The sequence below is a fragment of the Streptomyces sp. NPDC024017 genome, assembly GCF_040638895.1.
Classification (GTDB): domain Bacteria; phylum Actinomycetota; class Actinomycetes; order Streptomycetales; family Streptomycetaceae; genus Streptomyces.
The window spans coordinates 20,759-36,324 of record NZ_JBEZYZ010000002.1 but is presented as its reverse complement, the minus strand read 5'-3'; the positions used below and the strand labels follow the sequence as shown (position 1 = coordinate 36,324).

The following is a 15,566-nucleotide window of genomic DNA, read 5'->3' as shown; positions in this document are numbered from 1 at the left end:
CCACTGCAGAGCGCGCCGTGTGGCGCGTACTCTCCCTTGCCGTGGTGGACCGCATTGAGGCGGTCGTATTGCGAATCGCGAATCACGGAGTTGACGGGCGCGTGCCGACTTGAGACTCCGGAAGGTTTCGCATTCGCATGTCCATCGCCAGTACTGATCACGTCGTCGTGCCCGAGAACGAGGCAATCGAGGACGCCCCCGAGGCCACTTTCGCGGACCTCGGCCTTCCCGAAGGCGTTGTGCGCAAGCTTGCGCAGAACGGCGTGACCACCCCCTTCCCGATCCAGGCCGCGACGATCCCGGACGCCCTGGCCGGCAAGGACATCCTCGGTCGTGGCCGCACCGGCTCCGGCAAGACCCTGTCGTTCGGTCTGCCGACTCTGGCCACGCTGGCCGGCGGCCGTACCGAGAAGCACAAGCCGCGTGCCGTCATCCTGACGCCGACGCGTGAACTCGCCATGCAGGTCGCCGACGCGCTGCAGCCCTACGGCGACGTCCTCGGCCTGAAGATGAAGGTCGTCTGCGGCGGTACGTCGATGGGCAACCAGATCTACGCCCTGGAGCGCGGTGTCGACGTCCTCGTCGCCACGCCGGGCCGGCTGCGCGACATCATCAACCGTGGCGCCTGCTCGCTGGAGAACGTGCAGATCGCCGTTCTCGACGAGGCCGACCAGATGTCCGACCTGGGCTTCCTGCCCGAGGTCACCGAGCTGCTCGACCAGGTCCCGGCGGGCGGTCAGCGCATGCTGTTCTCGGCCACGATGGAGAACGAGATCTCCACGCTGGTCAAGCGTTACCTGACCGACCCGGTCACGCACGAGGTCGACAGTGCTCAGGGCAACGTCACGACCATGTCGCACCACATCCTCATCGTGAAGCCCAAGGACAAGGCGCCGGTCACCGCGGCGATCGCCTCCCGCAAGGGCCGCACGATCATCTTCGTCCGTACCCAGCTGGGCGCCGACCGTATCGCCGAGCAGCTGTGCGATTCCGGTGTGAAGGCCGACGCGCTGCACGGCGGTATGACGCAGGGCGCGCGTACGCGTGTGCTGGAGGACTTCAAGAAGGGTTACGTCAACGCGCTCGTCGCGACCGACGTCGCCGCCCGCGGTATCCACGTCGACGGCATCGACCTGGTGCTGAACGTGGACCCGGCGGGTGACCACAAGGACTACCTGCACCGGGCGGGCCGTACCGCGCGTGCCGGCCGTACGGGCACGGTCGTGTCCCTGTCCCTGCCGCATCAGCGGCGTCAGATCTTCCGGCTGATGGAGGACGCGGGCGTCGACGCCTCGCGTCACATCATTCAGAGTGCGGGTGCCTTCGACCCGGAGGTCGCCGAGATCACCGGTGCCCGGTCGATGACCGAGGTCCAGGCCGAGTCCGTGGGTAACGCGGCGCAGCAGGCCGAGCGTGAGGTGGCCGAGCTCACCAGGGAGCTGGAGCGGGCGCAGCGGCGTGCGAACGAGCTGCGTGAGGAGTCCGACCGGCTGCTTGCGCGGGTCGCGCGTGAGCGGGGCGAGGAGCCCGCGGCTGTGGTGGCCGGGGAGGCCGGGGATGTCGCGGCCGCCGTGGAGGTGTCGGTGCCCGAGCAGCCGACCGCGAAGGACGTCGAGCGCGAGGAGCGCCCCGAGTCCTCTGCTCCGTACGAGCGCCGGGAGCGGCGTGAGGAGCGCGGTGGGTTCCGCCGTGACGACCGTGGTGACCGGGGCGGTGACCGTGGTGGCCGTTCCTTCGAGCGTCGTGACGACCGTGGCGGTCGTTCGTTCGAGCGTCGTGACGACCGTGGTGGGTTCAACCGCGACCGTGACCGGGACCGTGGTGGCCGTTCCTTCGACCGTGACCGTGACCGCGGTGGCTTCCGCCGTGACGACCGGGCCGACCGTGGCGACCGCGGTGAGCGCGGTGGGTTCCGCCGTGACGACCGTGGCGACCGGGGTGGTGACCGTGGTGGCCGTTCCTTCGAGCGTCGTGACGACCGTGGCGGTCGTTCGTTCGAGCGTCGTGACGACCGTGGTGGGTTCAACCGCGACCGTGACCGCGGGGGCTTCCGCCGGGACGAGCGTACGGGGCACCGCGGCAGCGACCGTCCCTTCAACCGGGACCGCCGTGATGACCGTCCGGGCTTCCGCGCCGGCGGGCACGACCGTCCCAACGGCCGTCGTGACGACCACCGCGGCGGTGGTTCGTTCCAGCGCCGCGAGGACAAGCCGCGCTGGAAGCGCAACGGCTGACATCAGCGCATGAGGAGCGCCGTGCTCCGTCCCAACGGGCGGGTCACGGCGCTCTGTCGTTCCGGCGGGCTCCCGGGGGAGCATCGCGGACACGCCCGAACCGGTCGATCGTGGCCCTCATCGGCCCTGTTCGTCGGTCCGGCGGGGCCGGGACCCCGATACCCGATCGGAGTCTCGGCGTCGTCCGGCTATGCTCGTGGGGGCAACATCGCCTGGGCCCTTAGCTCAATTGGCAGAGCAGTGGACTTTTAATCCATTGGTTGTGGGTTCGAGTCCCACAGGGCCTACCGTGCGGTTGACGGGGATACCCCGTCTGACCTGCTGGGCAGCGCCCGGGTCGGCTTCGGCCGGCCCGGGCGCTGACTTGTTTTCGGGGCTGGGGCGTCAGTGGTCGGAGTAGCTGAAGTCGCCGACGGTCCAGGCGCTGACGTCCTCGATCGCGACGCGGTACATCCCGCCGGTCTCGGGGATCCCCACCGCGCCCTGCAGGATCCGGGCGACGTGGAAGTGCAGATGTGTGGGTGGGCCGTCCTTCTTCGTGGGGGTGTCGAAGACGGCGGAGAACTCGCCCAGGTCGGCGGAGTCCGTCAGCACGTCCGACACCCTTTGCCTCCACAGGGCTTCTGGGGCCAGCCGACCGGTGATGACAGCGCCACCGGTGACCACGGTCAGGGACATCTGATTGCTCTGCCCGGACTCCACGAGGGCGGCGATGTCAACGATCAGCTCGTCAGGCTTCGACATGAGCACGGATTCTATGCACCGGTCGGCTCCGGTGGTCCGGGTGGGCTGTGGACGGCCCGAAGCCTTCGCGTCTGGCCCACCGGCTGTGCCTCATCGTCGAGGGCACTAAATCTGTGCTCGCCAGAGTAGACATTCGCTGCTGGCATGTTTATGGTTTCTTTCGTAGCAGAGATCGAGCAGGGCACGGCAGACACGAACTGCCGTGCAGCACAACACGCATGACGGTCCGGTGGTGGAGTGTCGAAGCCAGGTTGTTGCAGGACGGCGACGGGACTGACGACCGGACCGGGTGGCCCGCGGTGATGAGGGGCCGCCGTTCCGAGGGAAGAACGGAGGAGTCGAGCGCCATCAGGATCGCCCGGGTGAAAGACGCGAAGCCCGGGTGCCGCAGGACATCGATAGGCAGGTGGTCTCCGGTCACGCATCAGCGATCCCCGCACCCCCGTCGGAGTATCGGGCGGTCGTGCGGAAACAGAAGGCCGGCGCAGCACTAGGGCCGGCAGATGGTGTTGCAGTTCCTTCGGGGCCTTGGTGCCGTACGGCACCAAGGCCCCTCGACGTGTTCCGAAGACCGGCTCTGTTCCGAGGACCGGCTCGAAGAAAGCCCCGGTCCGGATGGTCTCCGGGCCGGGGCTCCTGCCGTGGTGTGAGGGCGTGTCAGCCGGTGGTCAGCATCCCCGACCGCAGGCGTGCCACCGTGCGCGAGATCAGCCGGGAGACGTGCATCTGCGAGATCCCGAGCCGGGCGCCGATCTCCGCCTGGGTCAGCTCCTCGACGAAGCGCAGGTGGAGGATGAGGCGCTGGCGCTCGTCGAGTTCGGCGACCAGGGGGGCCAGGGCGTGGAAGTCCTCGACGAGTTCGAGGGCCGGGTCCTCCTCGCCGATGAACTCCGACAGCGTCGTGTCGCTCTCGTCCGGGTCGCCGCTGACCGTCGCGTCGAGGGAGGACGACACGTAGCCGTTGGCCGCGATCTGGGCCTCGACGACCTCCTCCTCCGACAGGTTCATCAGGGCCGCCAGTTCGGACACTCTCGGCGCGCGGCCGAGGCGGGAGGCCAGTTCCTCGGTGGCCTTGGCGAGTTCCGTACGGGCCTCCTGGAGGCGGCGCGGCACGTGCACGGCCCAGGACGTGTCGCGGAAGAACCGCTTGATCTCGCCGATGATGTACGGCACCGCGAAGCTGGTGAACTGCACCTCGCGGGAGACCTCGAACCGGTCGATGGCCTTGATCAGCCCGATGATGCCGACCTGGACGATGTCCTCCATCGACTGGCCGCTGGTGCGGAAGCGGCGGGCCGCGAAGCGCACCAGCGACGTGTTCATCTCGATGAGCGTGTTGCGGGCGTACTGGTATTCGGGCGTGCCCTCCTCGAGCACGGCGAGCCGGTCGAGGAACTGTCCGGTCAGCTCGCGCGCGTCCTGCGGGGCGAGCTTCTGGGGCTCGGCGATCTGCGGCAGCTCCTCACCGGTGTAGGTGGCGGAATCCGTCGTCGTGCCGATGCGCATGGTCGCCGTCACGGGCCCTCCCTCTCAGTCCGGCCCGCTCCGATCCCCCGACAGGCCACCTCCAGCGCCGCTACCCGCCCTCGCCCTGGTCATGCCCTGCATATGCCCCGGCGAGACGTTGACCACAGACGGTGCAGGTCGAGGCGGTGGCGGGGTACCCGAACCGGTACTGCGACGGTACGGGCAGGGAGGGCGGGGCGGTGGGGTGCGCGGGAGAAGACCGAGGAGCTCGCGGAGCGGACAGTTGTCGTTTGACAACTATAGGTGGAGGGCAACAACCTAGGCGTGCCGCACGTGTTCGGGGAAGGGGCAGCAGGAATCGACTCCGTGCCGCGGCGGGCAGTTCAGGCAGTCCGGGTACCGGACGAGCGGGAGTCGTCGGAGTCGTCGTGTATCTGGGCCGCCGCCGCGTCGCAGAACGCCTCCAGCCCCTGCAGCAGCGCGACCCGCTTCGCCGCGGGCATCTGGTCGAGCACGGCGCGCAGCGCCTGCTCCCGGCGCATGCGCAGGTCGGCGAGGAAGGCGCGGCCCCGGCCGCTGAGGCGCAGGCGGACCTCGCGCCGGTCGGCCGGACTCGCCGCGCGTTCGACGAACCCGGCCGCCTGCAGCCGGTCGCACAGCCGGCTGGTCGAGGGCGGTGTGGAGGCGAGGGAGTCGGCGAGCGTGCGCAGGTTGATGTCCTCGTGGTGTTCGAGGATGAGCAGCACCCGCAGCTGGGACGCGGAGGCCGGCGCGGTCGAGGCCCGGCCCCAGAGGACTTCCAGCAACTCCGCGGCCGTGGAGGTCACACGGGCGACCTCTGCTGGCTCAGGGCGGGGTCGGAGGGAAGTCACAGTCACACTCTCGCAGGCACCGGGATGGCCGTCAGCGTACTAGGCGTGATGTGAACCGCCCGGGACCGCTCTGCCGGCCCGTGGACAAGAACCAGTTTCCGAGGACGCGTCGGCGTCCCGTCGAGGATGGTGAACAGACCACCGTGACCACGATCACGAACAGATTCGTGGCCGCCGAGCGCGCTCTGCGCACGGCGGCGCCCCATCAACTGCTGGACGCGGTCCGTCGTGTACTGACCGATCAGTACGCGGCGGACTCCGTCGAGCTTTTCCTGGCCGACTACGGACTGACGGTGCTTCAGCCGGTGTCCGTGCTGCCGCACACCCTCCAGCCGGTGTCCGTGCACAACAGCCCGGCGGGCCGGGCCTTCGGTGCGCAGCAGCCGTACGTGGAATCCCTCTCGGACGGCCTGGTACGGGCGCATCTGCCCGTCACCGTGCGCGGTGACCGCCTCGGCGTGCTGACCGTGACGCTGCCGGGCGACGGGCACGCCGACGGCTGTCTGGGCGAGCTGGCGGAGATCGCCGAGGTGCTCGGGCACGAGGTCTTCGTGGCCGAGCGCGACACCGACCTGTATCTCCAGGCGCGCCGCCGGGACCGGCTCACGCTGGCCGCCGAGATGCAGTGGCAGCTGCTGCCGGGCCGCTCCTGCAGCCGCCCCGAGTACGAGCTGGGCGCGCAGCTGGAACCGGCGTACGCGATCTTCGGCGACAACTTCGACTGGTCCGCCACGGCCGACCGGCTCAGTCTCTACGTCACCAACGGCATGGGCGAGGGCATAGAGGCCTCCCTGCTGACGAACCTGGCGATCAACGCCCTGCGCAACGCGCGCCGGGCCGGGTTGCCCCTCGACGACCAGGCGGCTCTGGCCGACCAGGCGGTGTACGCCCATTACCGGGGCCGCTGCTACCTGTCCGTGCTCATGCTCGACTTCGACCTGGCCACCGGGCGGGTCCGCGCGGTGGACGCCGGGTCGCCGCAGATGCTGCGGCTGCGCCGGGGCGCGGTGGAGCGGGTGCCCTTCGACGCGCAGTTGCCGCTCGGCATGTTCGAGGAGACCGACTACGTGATCCAGGAGGTACGTGTCGAGCCGGGCGACCGGCTGGTCTTCGTCAGCGACGGGGTCTACGGCGTCGCCTCCCCGGGTGGCGAGGCCTACGGGGACGCCGCCCTGGCCCGGGCGATCCAGTCGACCCGGCTGCTGCCGGCCGCCGAGGTGCCCCGGGCCGTCCTGCGCGAACTGACGGGCCACCGCGGCAGGTCCACCCCGGACGACGACGCCCTCGTGGTGTGTCTGGACTGGCGTGGCCGGTAAGGGACGGGGAAGGTGCAGGTCGGGGGCGTAGGTAGGCAGTTGTTTGGTGGTGCCGTACGTCGGCACTAATGTTTGTCATACGGCAACTAACGGCTGAGGCGCCGTCGCGTGACCTCGGTTCGGCCCGTGCAAGGGAGCGATGCAAGTGTCGGTGTCGGAAGAGAACGCGGAACAGGAGCCGGCCGCATACCAGGTGAGCGCCTTTCTGGAACGGCGCCGGGAGCAGATCGCCCAACGGTGGGCGGACGCCGCGCTGTTCCGCACGGTCTTCACCGTGTCACGCGACGAGGCGGTGGAGGCGGGCAGGGCCGTGACCGCGGCCCTGGCGGCTGTGGCCGCCTCCGGGAGGGTGGACGACATCCGGGCGTCCGGGTTCGAGTCCGTGCGCGACCAGCTGGGGCGGATGGCCGCCTCCCGCGCCCGTACGGGCATCGACCCGGACGGGGTCGCCGACGAGGTGGCCGCGCTGCGCGAGCCGGTGACCGAGCTGCTGCGCGCCGAGTTCCCGGACCCGTACGCCGCCGAGGCCCAGGAGTCCGTGGTGGCGCTGACCGTGCTCATGGGCACGCTGCGCCTGGTCGTGATGGAGACGACGGTCAGCGCGGGCGAGGAGCTGATCGCCCGGCAGCGTGAGCAGCTGCACGAGGTGGCCACCCCCGTGATCAAGCTCTGGGAGAGCACGGTCGCCGTACCGCTGATCGGCACCCTGGACAGTGCGCGCAGCCAGGTGGTCATGGAGAGCCTGCTGGACGCGATCGTCGCCGAGCGCGCCCGGTACGCCATCCTCGACATCACCGGCGTGCCCACGGTCGACTCGCTGGTCGCCCAGCACCTGATGAAGACCGTGGCGGCGGCCCGGCTGATGGGCGCCGAGTGCATCGTCTCCGGCATCCGGCCCGCGATCGCGCAGACCATCGTCCATCTGGGCATCGACCTCGGCACGGTGCTCACCCGCTCCAGCCTGGAGGACGCGCTCGCCTACGCGCTGAGCCGGCAGGGCGTCGAGATCGCGCCGCTGCGGGCGGTCGGCGCGGCGGCGGACGCGGGCACGCGATGACCAGGTCGGCGGGACACGGCCCGGTGGGCGGGCACGGCTTCGGCTTCACCGTGCCGGTGCTCCAGCTGGGCGACGTCCTGCTCGTCACCCTGCAGGGGGAGTTGCACGACGGGATGGCCGAGCAGCTCCAGCAGGACATCACGGCCCGGATCTCGCACAGCCGGGTGACCGGGGTCGTGATCGACATCTCCGGTGTGGAGATCGTCGACTCCTTCCTGGGCCGGGTCCTCGCCGAGATCGCCGCCGGAGCCAAGCTGCTGGCGGCCCGTACGGTGCTGGCCGGGATGCGCCCGGCGGTGGCGATCACCCTGGTCGAGCTCGGACTCACCCTGCCCGGCATGCGGACGGCCCTGGATGTCGAACGCGCGATGGAGATGCTCGGCGTGACCACGCGCCGGGGCGAGGGGAGTCCTTGATGCAGACTTCCCGCCATGCCGGTCCGGCCACCCTGCCGATCGGCTCGGACGCCGACCTGGCCTGGGTACGGCAGCAGGTCCGGCAGGCCGCCGCCGAGCTCGGCTTCGGGCTCGTGCAGCAGACCAAGCTCGTCACCGCGGCGAGCGAGCTGGCCCGCAACACCCTCGTCCACGGCGGGGGCGGTCATGTGCAGATCACCCCGCTGGCCGCCGGGCAGTCGCACGGGCTGCGGCTGGCCTTCGTCGACACCGGGCCCGGCATCCGCGACCTGGACCAGGCGCTGACCGACGGCTACACCAGCGGCGGCGGGCTCGGGCTCGGGCTGAGCGGGGCCAAGCGGCTGGTGCAGGGGTTCGAGGTGGACAGCCGGCCCGGTGAGGGGACCACCGTCACCGTCACCGCCTGGGCCACCGTCGTGCCGCCCTCCCGGACGGTGCCGTGATGAGCAGGGTCTGGGACGTGCCGGTGGACGACTCGACCCGGGTGCGGGACGTGCGGGTGGCGGCCGAGCAGGCCAGCGCCTGCGCCGGCCTGCCCTCCAACCGCACCGCGACCGCCGCGCTGGTGGCGACGGAGCTGGCGACCAATCTGCTGCGGCACGCGGAGGGCGGGCGCGTGCTGATCAATCTCGTCGAGCGTGCGCACGACGACGGCCGTCGGGCGGCCGTGCAGCTGGTCTCGCTCGACCACGGCCCCGGCATCCCGGACGTCGCGGCGGCGATGCGCGACGGCTACACCACGACCGTCGCCGCCTCGCTCGGTGCCGGGCTCGGCACGTGCCGGCGCATAGCGAACGACTTCGATCTGCACAGCGCCCCCGGCCGGGGCACCGTCGTGATGGCCCGGATCGGCCACGAGCCCGCAGTCCGGAACCAGGGGCCGCCCGCACCGGGTCCGCGCGCCGGGGGTGTCAATGTCCCCCTCGGCCGGGCCGAGTACTCCGGGGACGCCTGGGGCCGGGTGCGCGACGGCGACCGTCTGACCCTGCTGCTCGCCGACGGGCTCGGTCACGGAGCGAAGGCCGCCGAGGCCTCCACCGCGGCGGTGAATGAGCTGCGCGGCCTGGCGAAGCTGCCGCCCGCCGAGATCCTGCGGCGTCTGGGCCGGGCCCTGCGCCCCACCCGGGGCGCGGCCGTCTCCGTGGCCCAACTCGATCTCGAAGCCGGGCAGTTGAGCTTCGCCGGGATCGGCAACGTGGGCGCCCGGCTGCGGACCGACGGCGCGTGGAAGCCGCTGCTGTCCCAGCCCGGCATCGTGGGCGCGCAGGCCCCGGCTTCCGTGCCCGTGCAGCGGGTCGCCTGGCACGCGGACAGCCTGCTGGTGCTGCACAGCGACGGCCTGCCCAGCCGCTGGACGCCGCCCGACGACGGCGTACTGCCCGGCTGCGATCCGGCGGTGGCGGCCGCCGTGGTGCTCCGGGACGCGGGCAGCGCGGCCCGGCCGGCGAGGGACGACACGTGCGTGGCAGTCCTGACCGCCGGCGGCGTGAGCCGCCACGGCTCGGGGGCCTGACGGTCGGCTGGTCGCCCCGTGCGTGCGGCCGATCAACCGTAGGGAATCACGGCCCGGGCTCACCGGGGCCGGGCGTCGTGTCCTGGGCTGCCAGGAACCCCCTCAACCCCCTGCTCAGTGCCGCCCGTTCGGCCGGTTGCATGGCCGCCAGGGCCGTGGCCAAGGCCTGGGCGCGGCGGGCGGCGACGTCGGCCAGGACGTGCTGTCCGTGTGTCGTGAGCCACAGTTGCACCTCGCGGCGGGTGCCGGGATGCGGGGCCCGTTCCAGCAGGCCGGCCGCCGCCAGGCGGTCGCAGAGGCGGCTGGCCGTGGGGAGACCGATGTCCAGGCCGTCCGCCAGAGCCGTCAGGTTCAGGCCGGGCGCCGCCTGCACGGTGCGCAGCGCCCGCAACTGGTGCAGGGACAGGCGCAGGGACGCCTCCTGGGCGGCGACCGACCACAGCGCCGTCAGACTCTCCACGGCATCGGCGATCTGCGATGCGACGGCCTCCGGGTCATCGCCCGGTCCCCTCGCCCGGTGGTTGCCGGGGCCGCCGAGATCGGTCACGAAACGGTCACTTCCATAAGGCTCCGGGTACTGATGAGGTCGCCCTCTTTCAAAGGCTGTACCCGATGAACCGAGGGGCAAGCAGTCCGGTTCAGTGCCCGGCCGGACCGGGGCGGTTCAGCCCGCGCTGAGCTCCGTCAGCGCGGCGAGCGGCAGCGTGTGCTGCGTCTGGAGGACTTTCGCGCGCAGATAGCGGACGTTGTGGGCGGTGGTGAAGACGCCCGTGGGAATCCGGTCGCGGACGTCGACGCCCAGGGACCGCAACTGGTCCGCCTTGTCGGGGTTGTTGGAGAGCAGGTCCAGTTCGCCGATGCCCAGGGCCCTGAGCATCTGGGCCGCCGCCGTGTAGTCGCGGGCGTCCTCCGGCAGCCCCAGCGCCGCGTTCGCCTCGTACGTGTCGAGCCCCTCGTCCTGGAGGGCGTACGCGTCGAGCTTGTTGTAGAGGCCGATCCCGCGGCCCTCCTGGCGGAGGTACAGGAGCACGCCGCCGCGCTCGGCGATGCGCTCGACGGCCTCGCGCAGCTGCGGGCCGCAGTCGCAGCGGGCCGAGCCGAACACGTCCCCGGTCAGGCACTCGGAGTGCAGCCGCACCAGCGGGACCGGGCCGGGCTCGCCGAGGACCACGGCCACGTGCTCCCGGCCGTCGGCCAGCCCGTGGAAGGTGACGAGCTCGGCGTCGGCCTCGTAGCCGTCGTGGAAGCGCAGCGGGACCCGGACGCGGGAGCGCGGGGTGGCGATGACGGCGGGGGTGTCGGGCATGCGGGGCCTCCGGGTTCCGTTTCCTGTTCGGCTGCACAGCCGTAGTGCTTCAGATTTGAAGCAGATCCACGTCCGGAACCCTAGTCGTGCTTTAAATTTGAAGCAACGAGTGTCGGTGTCTTGTGATGCGCGTCACGTGCACCTCGGGCGTACGCGTCGCGTCACGAACAGGCCGGTGAGGACCTCCGCCGCCACGGCACGTCGTCCGCCGCCGGTCGCGCCCCGTCCTCCTGGAGTCCCTGCGCGATCGCCGCGGAGATCTCCTCCAGCTGCCCCACCTGCTCCTCGCTGAGCCGGTCGAACAGGAAGCTCCGCACGGTCTCGACATGCCCGGGCGCCGCGTGCTCCAGCACGGCGAACCCCTCGTCGGTCAGCGCGGCGATGCTGCCCCGCTTGTCGTACCGGCAGGCCTCGCGCCGCAGCATGCCGTCCTTCTCCAGCCGCGTGACCGCGTACGTCAGCCGGCTGCGCGTGATCTTCAGCCGTTCGGCGAGATCGGTCATGCGCAGCCGCCGTTCCGGGGACTCCGACAGGACGGAGAGGATGGAGTAGTACAGGTGCGGCATGCCGGCGTCCTGCTGGAGCTGCCGGTCGATCGCGTCCTCCAGGAGCAGCGAGGCGGCGATGTAGGCGCGCCAGGCGCGCTGCTCATCGGGGGTGAGCCAGCGAGTCGTCATGCCGCCAGTGTAGGTTTGTTTCAAACTTGAACCAAGCCCGCCTTGGTGACCCGTCCAGTCCCGCCGTCCCGACCAGCCGCGGAGCGTCGATGCCTCACCCGTACGTCCTGCTGTCCGCCGCCGTCTCCCTCGACGGCTACCTGGACGACACCGGACCCGACCGCCTGCTCCTGTCGAGCCCGGCCGACTTCGACCGGGTCGACGAGGTCCGGGCCTCCGTCGACGCGATCCTGATCGGCGCCGGCACCATCCGCGCCGACAACCCGCGGCTGCTGGTGAACTCGGAGCAGCGCCGGGCCGCCCGCACGGCCGCGGGCCGGCCCGAGTACCCCCTCAAGGTCACCGTCAGCGGCTCCGGAGACCTCGACCCGGACGCCCGCTTCTGGCACACCGGCGGCGAGAAGGTCCTCTACACGACCGACCGGGGCGCCGCACGCGCCCGTGCCCTAGGCCTCGCCACCGACGTCGTCCCGCTCGGCGCCGACCTCGACTGGCGGCGGCTGCTCACGCACCTGCACGACGTCCGCGGCGTACGACGGCTCATGGTCGAGGGCGGCGGCCTGATCCACACCCAGCTCCTCACCCAGGGCCTCGCCGACGAACTCCAGCTGGTCCTCGCCCCGCTCTTCGTGGGCGACGCCCGGGCACCCCGCCTCTTCGGCCCCGGCGGCTACCAGGGCGGCCGGCTCCGGCTGCTGGAGTCGCGGCAGATCGAGGACGTGGTCCTGATGCGCTACGAACCGACCGCCCCGGGCACCGGCCCCCTGCCCGCCGCCGCCGACCACCACTGGCTGGCCCTCGCCTGCGAACTGGCCGACCGCTGCCCGCCGTCGGACACGGCGTTCAGCGTGGGCGCGGTCGTGGTCGCCGCCGACGGCACGGAACTGGCCCGCGGCCACTCCCGCGAGGCCGGCGACCCGGTCGTGCACGCCGAGGAGGCGGCCCTCGCGAAGCTCGACCCGGCCGACCCGCGCCTGCCCGGCGCGACGGTGTACAGCAGCCTGGAGCCGTGCGCCCGCCGCGCCTCACGCCCCGCCCCCTGCGCCCGGCTGATCCTCGACGCGGGCGTACGACGGGTCGTCACGGCCTGGCGCGAGCCGGACACCTTCGTGACGGACGCCGACGGCAGCGGTCTCCTGGCGGCCGCGGGAGTGCAGGTCCTCGTCCTCCCGGAGCACGAGGAACGGGCCAAGGCCCCGAACCGACACCTGCTGCGCCGGGTGTGAGCAGCGGGTGTGCAGAGTGGTCCCGCGGATGGCGTACACTGGAGTCACAACGGCGCGGGGTGGAGCAGCTCGGTAGCTCGCTGGGCTCATAACCCAGAGGTCGCAGGTTCAAATCCTGTCCCCGCTACTGAAGGCCGAGGGCCGGAATCCGAAAGGATTCCGGCCCTCGGTGCATTTCCCGATACCTCTCGCGCGTCCCATTACGGTCGGTGAGCGAACCATCCCGTTCCGCATAACAACTGACGCACCGTCAAAACCCGTCAGTCACTTGTGAAGCGGCCAACTCGCCCGATTTGAGCCAGTCATGGCAGGTAAGTCCGCGCGAAACAGGTTAATGATCAAGTGGAATCGCTGGAATACCCCCCGCGCGTCCATTAACGTTCGATAACGCAGCGCGGTCGTCCCAGCCGTCACAGAAGGCGGCTCCGTGCGCACGCGCCGAATCCCGAAAGGGAACCGGGGAACCACCACTTGGGGTGAATCGGGCGGATACCACCGTGAAAGCACGGTAGGTATACGCGCGTAGGAGACCTTCCTGCTCCGAACCCGTCAGCTAACCCGGTAGGCGAGAAGGAAGGAAAGGAGTACGCCCACGTGGCGTCCAACCGGCCTGCCCCCGCGGCCCCGTACGCGCCGAAGCGCGACAGCGACACCTTCGGCTACGGCGCTCAGCGCACCGACGAGGGGCCGTTCCAGGAGTGGAACCCCACCGAGGAGTCCATCCGTCCCGTCCGCGGCCGGCATCGCGTCACCAAGCAGCGCGGCGGAGGTCTCGCCCGCAGCTCCACCGTCCTCGGCGTCGGCGTCATAGCCGCCGTGGGTGCCGGCGGCATGGCCAGCGCCCAGACCGGCAAGCCCCCGGTGTCCATCTCCGTCCCGGACCTGCCCTCGGTGGGTTCCCTCATCTCGGACGACGACACCCCCGAAGGTTCCGCCACTCCGCTCAGCAGCCTCGGCACCGCCACCGCGGAAACCAAGCAGAGCAGCTCCGGCGCCGGCGCCGGTGAGGCCCTGCGCGCCCGGATCATGGCCCAGGTCGAGCACCAGCAGGACCAGATCGAGACCAAGGCCGCCCAGGACGCCGCGGCCGCCGCCGAGAAGGCCGCGGCGGAAGCCGTCGCCAAGGCGGAGGAGGAAGCCAAGGCCAAGGCCGCCGAGGCCAAGAAGAAGGCCGAGGAGGAGGCCAGGAAGAAGGCCGAGGCCGAGCGGCTCGCCGCCCTCGCCAAGCAGTTCACACTGCCGACCTCCTCGTACACCATCACCTCCAGCTTCGGCCAGGCCGGCGCCTACTGGTCCTCCGGCTACCACACGGGCCTGGACTTCGCCGCCCCCACGGGCACGCCGATCAAGGCCGTGCACAGCGGCACCATCACCGAGGCGGGCTGGAACGGCTCCTACGGCTACAAGACCGTCCTCACCCTCGATGACGGCACCGAGATCTGGTACGCGCACCAGTCCTCCATCGGCGTCAGCGTCGGCCAGAAGGTCAGCACGGGCGACGTCATCGGCCGCGTGGGCGCCACCGGCAACGTCACCGGGGCGCACCTGCACCTCGAGGTCCACTCCGGTGGATCCGCCGACGGCATCGACCCGATGGCCTGGCTGCGCGGCAAGGGACTGAACCCGTAAGCGGAAAACGCCCGTAGAAGCGCCGGCGGCCCTGACGACGACCCCCCGACGTCAGGGCTTCCGGATGCCCGGCCGGTGGGCGGCAGCGTTCACAGGGCCTTTGCGCCCGTAGCGGAATGAGCCACTCCGTACGGACGTTGACGCAGAACATGACTTCTCTGCGCAAGCTCGGCACCTCCGACCTCGAGGTCTTCCCGCTCGCCCTCGGCGGCAACGTCTTCGGCTGGACCGCCGACGAGGACCAGTCGTTCGCCGTCCTCGACGCCTACACCGCCGCCGGCGGCAACTTCGTCGACACCGCCGACTCCTACTCGGCCTGGGTCGAGGGAAACCGGGGCGGTGAGTCCGAAACCGTGCTCGGCAAGTGGCTGAAGTCCCGCGGCAACCGCGCGGACGTCGTCGTCGCCACGAAGGTCAGCCAGCATCCCGAGTTCCGCGGCCTGTCCGCCGGCACCATCAAGGCCGCCGCCGACGCCTCCCTGCGGCGCCTGGGCACCGACTACATCGACCTGTACTACACGCACTTCGACCAGCCGGACGTGCCCGTCGAGGAGATCATCGGCGCGCTCGACTCCCTCGTGAAGGCCGGGAAGGTGCGGCACATCGCCGCCTCCAACATCTCCGCCGAGCGGCTGCGGGCGTCCCTGGAGTTCTCCGACCGCGAGGGACTCGCGCGCTACGTGGCCCTCCAGCCGCACTACAACCTGGTCTCCCGTGACACCTACGAGGGTGAGCTCCGGGACCTCGCCGAGCGGACCGGCCTGGCCGCCGTGCCGTACTTCGCGCTCGCGTCCGGCTTCCTCACCGGCAAGTACCGGCCCGGCACGACGGTCGAGAGCGCGCGGGCCAGGAGCGCGGCCAAGCACCTGGAGACCGAGCGGGGGCAGCGGGTGCTCGCCGCCCTCGACGAGATCGCCGGGGCGCATGACGTGCCCGTGGCCACGGTGGCCCTGGCCTGGCTCGCCGCCCAGCCGACTGTGGCGGCGCCGATCGCCTCCGCGCGGACGGTGGAGCAGCTGCCCGCGCTGGTGGGCGTCGGGCAGCTGACGCTCTCGGAGGCCGAGATCGGGCGGCTCACGCAGGCCTCGGCCTGAGCCCGGCCAGGGGCT

Annotated in this window: 15 protein-coding genes, 2 tRNA genes and 1 riboswitch; of the genes, 11 read left to right on the top strand and 6 right to left on the bottom strand. The window is 71.2% G+C overall.

Translation table 11 applies throughout. The features are described from left to right. Nucleotides 1–137: 137 nt before the first annotated feature. Entirely contained in the window at nucleotides 138–2,234 is a 2,097-nt protein-coding gene (locus tag AB0G20_RS04875; protein ID WP_361295924.1) for a DEAD/DEAH box helicase, read from the top strand. A 214-nt stretch (nucleotides 2,235–2,448) separates the two neighbouring features. Beyond that, nucleotides 2,449–2,521: transfer RNA gene (locus AB0G20_RS04870), tRNA-Lys, on the top strand. Between the two features lie 97 nt (nucleotides 2,522–2,618). Here the strand turns inward: AB0G20_RS04870 and AB0G20_RS04865 are convergent. From AB0G20_RS04865 to AB0G20_RS04855, 3 genes are all read right to left on the bottom strand, one after another. After that, entirely contained in the window at nucleotides 2,619–2,978 is a 360-nt protein-coding gene (locus AB0G20_RS04865) for a hypothetical protein (RefSeq protein ID WP_361295921.1), read from the bottom strand. A gap of 657 nt (nucleotides 2,979–3,635) precedes the next feature. Further along, a complete protein-coding gene (locus AB0G20_RS04860; protein WP_361297667.1) occupies nucleotides 3,636–4,484 on the bottom strand; it encodes an RNA polymerase sigma factor SigF in 849 nt (282 codons plus the stop codon). Nucleotides 4,485–4,828: 344 nt separating this feature from the next. After that, nucleotides 4,829–5,323, bottom strand: a complete 495-nt coding sequence (locus AB0G20_RS04855; protein WP_361295918.1) for a MarR family transcriptional regulator — start codon at nucleotides 5,321–5,323, stop codon at nucleotides 4,829–4,831. A gap of 137 nt (nucleotides 5,324–5,460) precedes the next feature. On the opposite strand from AB0G20_RS04855, the gene AB0G20_RS04850 reads away from it, so the two are divergent. From AB0G20_RS04850 to AB0G20_RS04830, 5 genes are all read left to right on the top strand, one after another. Further along, nucleotides 5,461–6,633, top strand: coding sequence for a PP2C family protein-serine/threonine phosphatase (locus AB0G20_RS04850; protein ID WP_361295915.1), 1,173 nt, complete (start codon nucleotides 5,461–5,463; stop codon nucleotides 6,631–6,633). Between the two features lie 139 nt (nucleotides 6,634–6,772). Continuing rightward, nucleotides 6,773–7,690: an STAS domain-containing protein gene (locus AB0G20_RS04845; RefSeq protein WP_361295912.1), complete on the top strand. Its 918-nt coding sequence runs from the start codon at nucleotides 6,773–6,775 to the stop codon at nucleotides 7,688–7,690. Further along, complete coding sequence (locus AB0G20_RS04840; protein ID WP_361295909.1) at nucleotides 7,687–8,106, top strand: STAS domain-containing protein; 420 nt, start codon at nucleotides 7,687–7,689, stop codon at nucleotides 8,104–8,106. Before AB0G20_RS04845 ends, AB0G20_RS04840 begins: the two co-directional genes overlap by 4 nt. Next, nucleotides 8,106–8,549, top strand: coding sequence for an ATP-binding protein (locus AB0G20_RS04835; protein WP_361295906.1), 444 nt, complete (start codon nucleotides 8,106–8,108; stop codon nucleotides 8,547–8,549). Before AB0G20_RS04840 ends, AB0G20_RS04835 begins: the two co-directional genes overlap by 1 nt. Beyond that, complete coding sequence (locus AB0G20_RS04830; protein WP_361295903.1) at nucleotides 8,549–9,619, top strand: ATP-binding SpoIIE family protein phosphatase; 1,071 nt, start codon at nucleotides 8,549–8,551, stop codon at nucleotides 9,617–9,619. The genes AB0G20_RS04835 and AB0G20_RS04830 overlap by 1 nt, the downstream gene beginning before the upstream one ends. 46 nt (nucleotides 9,620–9,665) lie before the next feature. On the opposite strand, the gene AB0G20_RS04825 is transcribed toward AB0G20_RS04830, so the two are convergent. The 3 genes from AB0G20_RS04825 to AB0G20_RS04815 form a co-directional block, all read right to left on the bottom strand. Further along, complete coding sequence (locus tag AB0G20_RS04825; RefSeq protein ID WP_361295900.1) at nucleotides 9,666–10,166, bottom strand: MarR family winged helix-turn-helix transcriptional regulator; 501 nt, start codon at nucleotides 10,164–10,166, stop codon at nucleotides 9,666–9,668. Between the two features lie 117 nt (nucleotides 10,167–10,283). Next, nucleotides 10,284–10,925 carry a GTP cyclohydrolase II gene (gene ribA / locus AB0G20_RS04820; RefSeq protein ID WP_361295897.1) on the bottom strand — a complete coding sequence of 214 codons (642 nt, stop codon included), beginning with the start codon at nucleotides 10,923–10,925 and terminating at the stop codon, nucleotides 10,284–10,286. A 161-nt stretch (nucleotides 10,926–11,086) separates the two neighbouring features. Continuing rightward, a complete protein-coding gene (locus AB0G20_RS04815) occupies nucleotides 11,087–11,602 on the bottom strand; it encodes a MarR family transcriptional regulator (protein ID WP_361295895.1) in 516 nt (171 codons plus the stop codon). An 89-nt stretch (nucleotides 11,603–11,691) separates the two neighbouring features. Between AB0G20_RS04815 and AB0G20_RS04810 the strand changes: the two genes are divergently transcribed. The 4 genes from AB0G20_RS04810 (at nucleotide 11,692) to AB0G20_RS04795 (ending at nucleotide 15,551) form a co-directional block, all read left to right on the top strand. Continuing rightward, entirely contained in the window at nucleotides 11,692–12,828 is a 1,137-nt protein-coding gene (locus AB0G20_RS04810) for a dihydrofolate reductase family protein (protein ID WP_361295892.1), read from the top strand. 53 nt (nucleotides 12,829–12,881) lie between these two features. Next, nucleotides 12,882–12,955, top strand: a tRNA-Met gene (locus AB0G20_RS04805). A 299-nt stretch (nucleotides 12,956–13,254) separates the two neighbouring features. Continuing rightward, a riboswitch (cyclic di-AMP (ydaO/yuaA leader) is annotated at nucleotides 13,255–13,411 on the top strand. Nucleotides 13,412–13,422: 11 nt separating this feature from the next. Next, entirely contained in the window at nucleotides 13,423–14,457 is a 1,035-nt protein-coding gene (locus AB0G20_RS04800) for a M23 family metallopeptidase (protein WP_361295889.1), read from the top strand. Nucleotides 14,458–14,606: 149 nt separating this feature from the next. Continuing rightward, complete coding sequence (locus AB0G20_RS04795) at nucleotides 14,607–15,551, top strand: aldo/keto reductase (protein WP_361295886.1); 945 nt, start codon at nucleotides 14,607–14,609, stop codon at nucleotides 15,549–15,551. Nucleotides 15,552–15,566 lie beyond the last annotated feature (15 nt).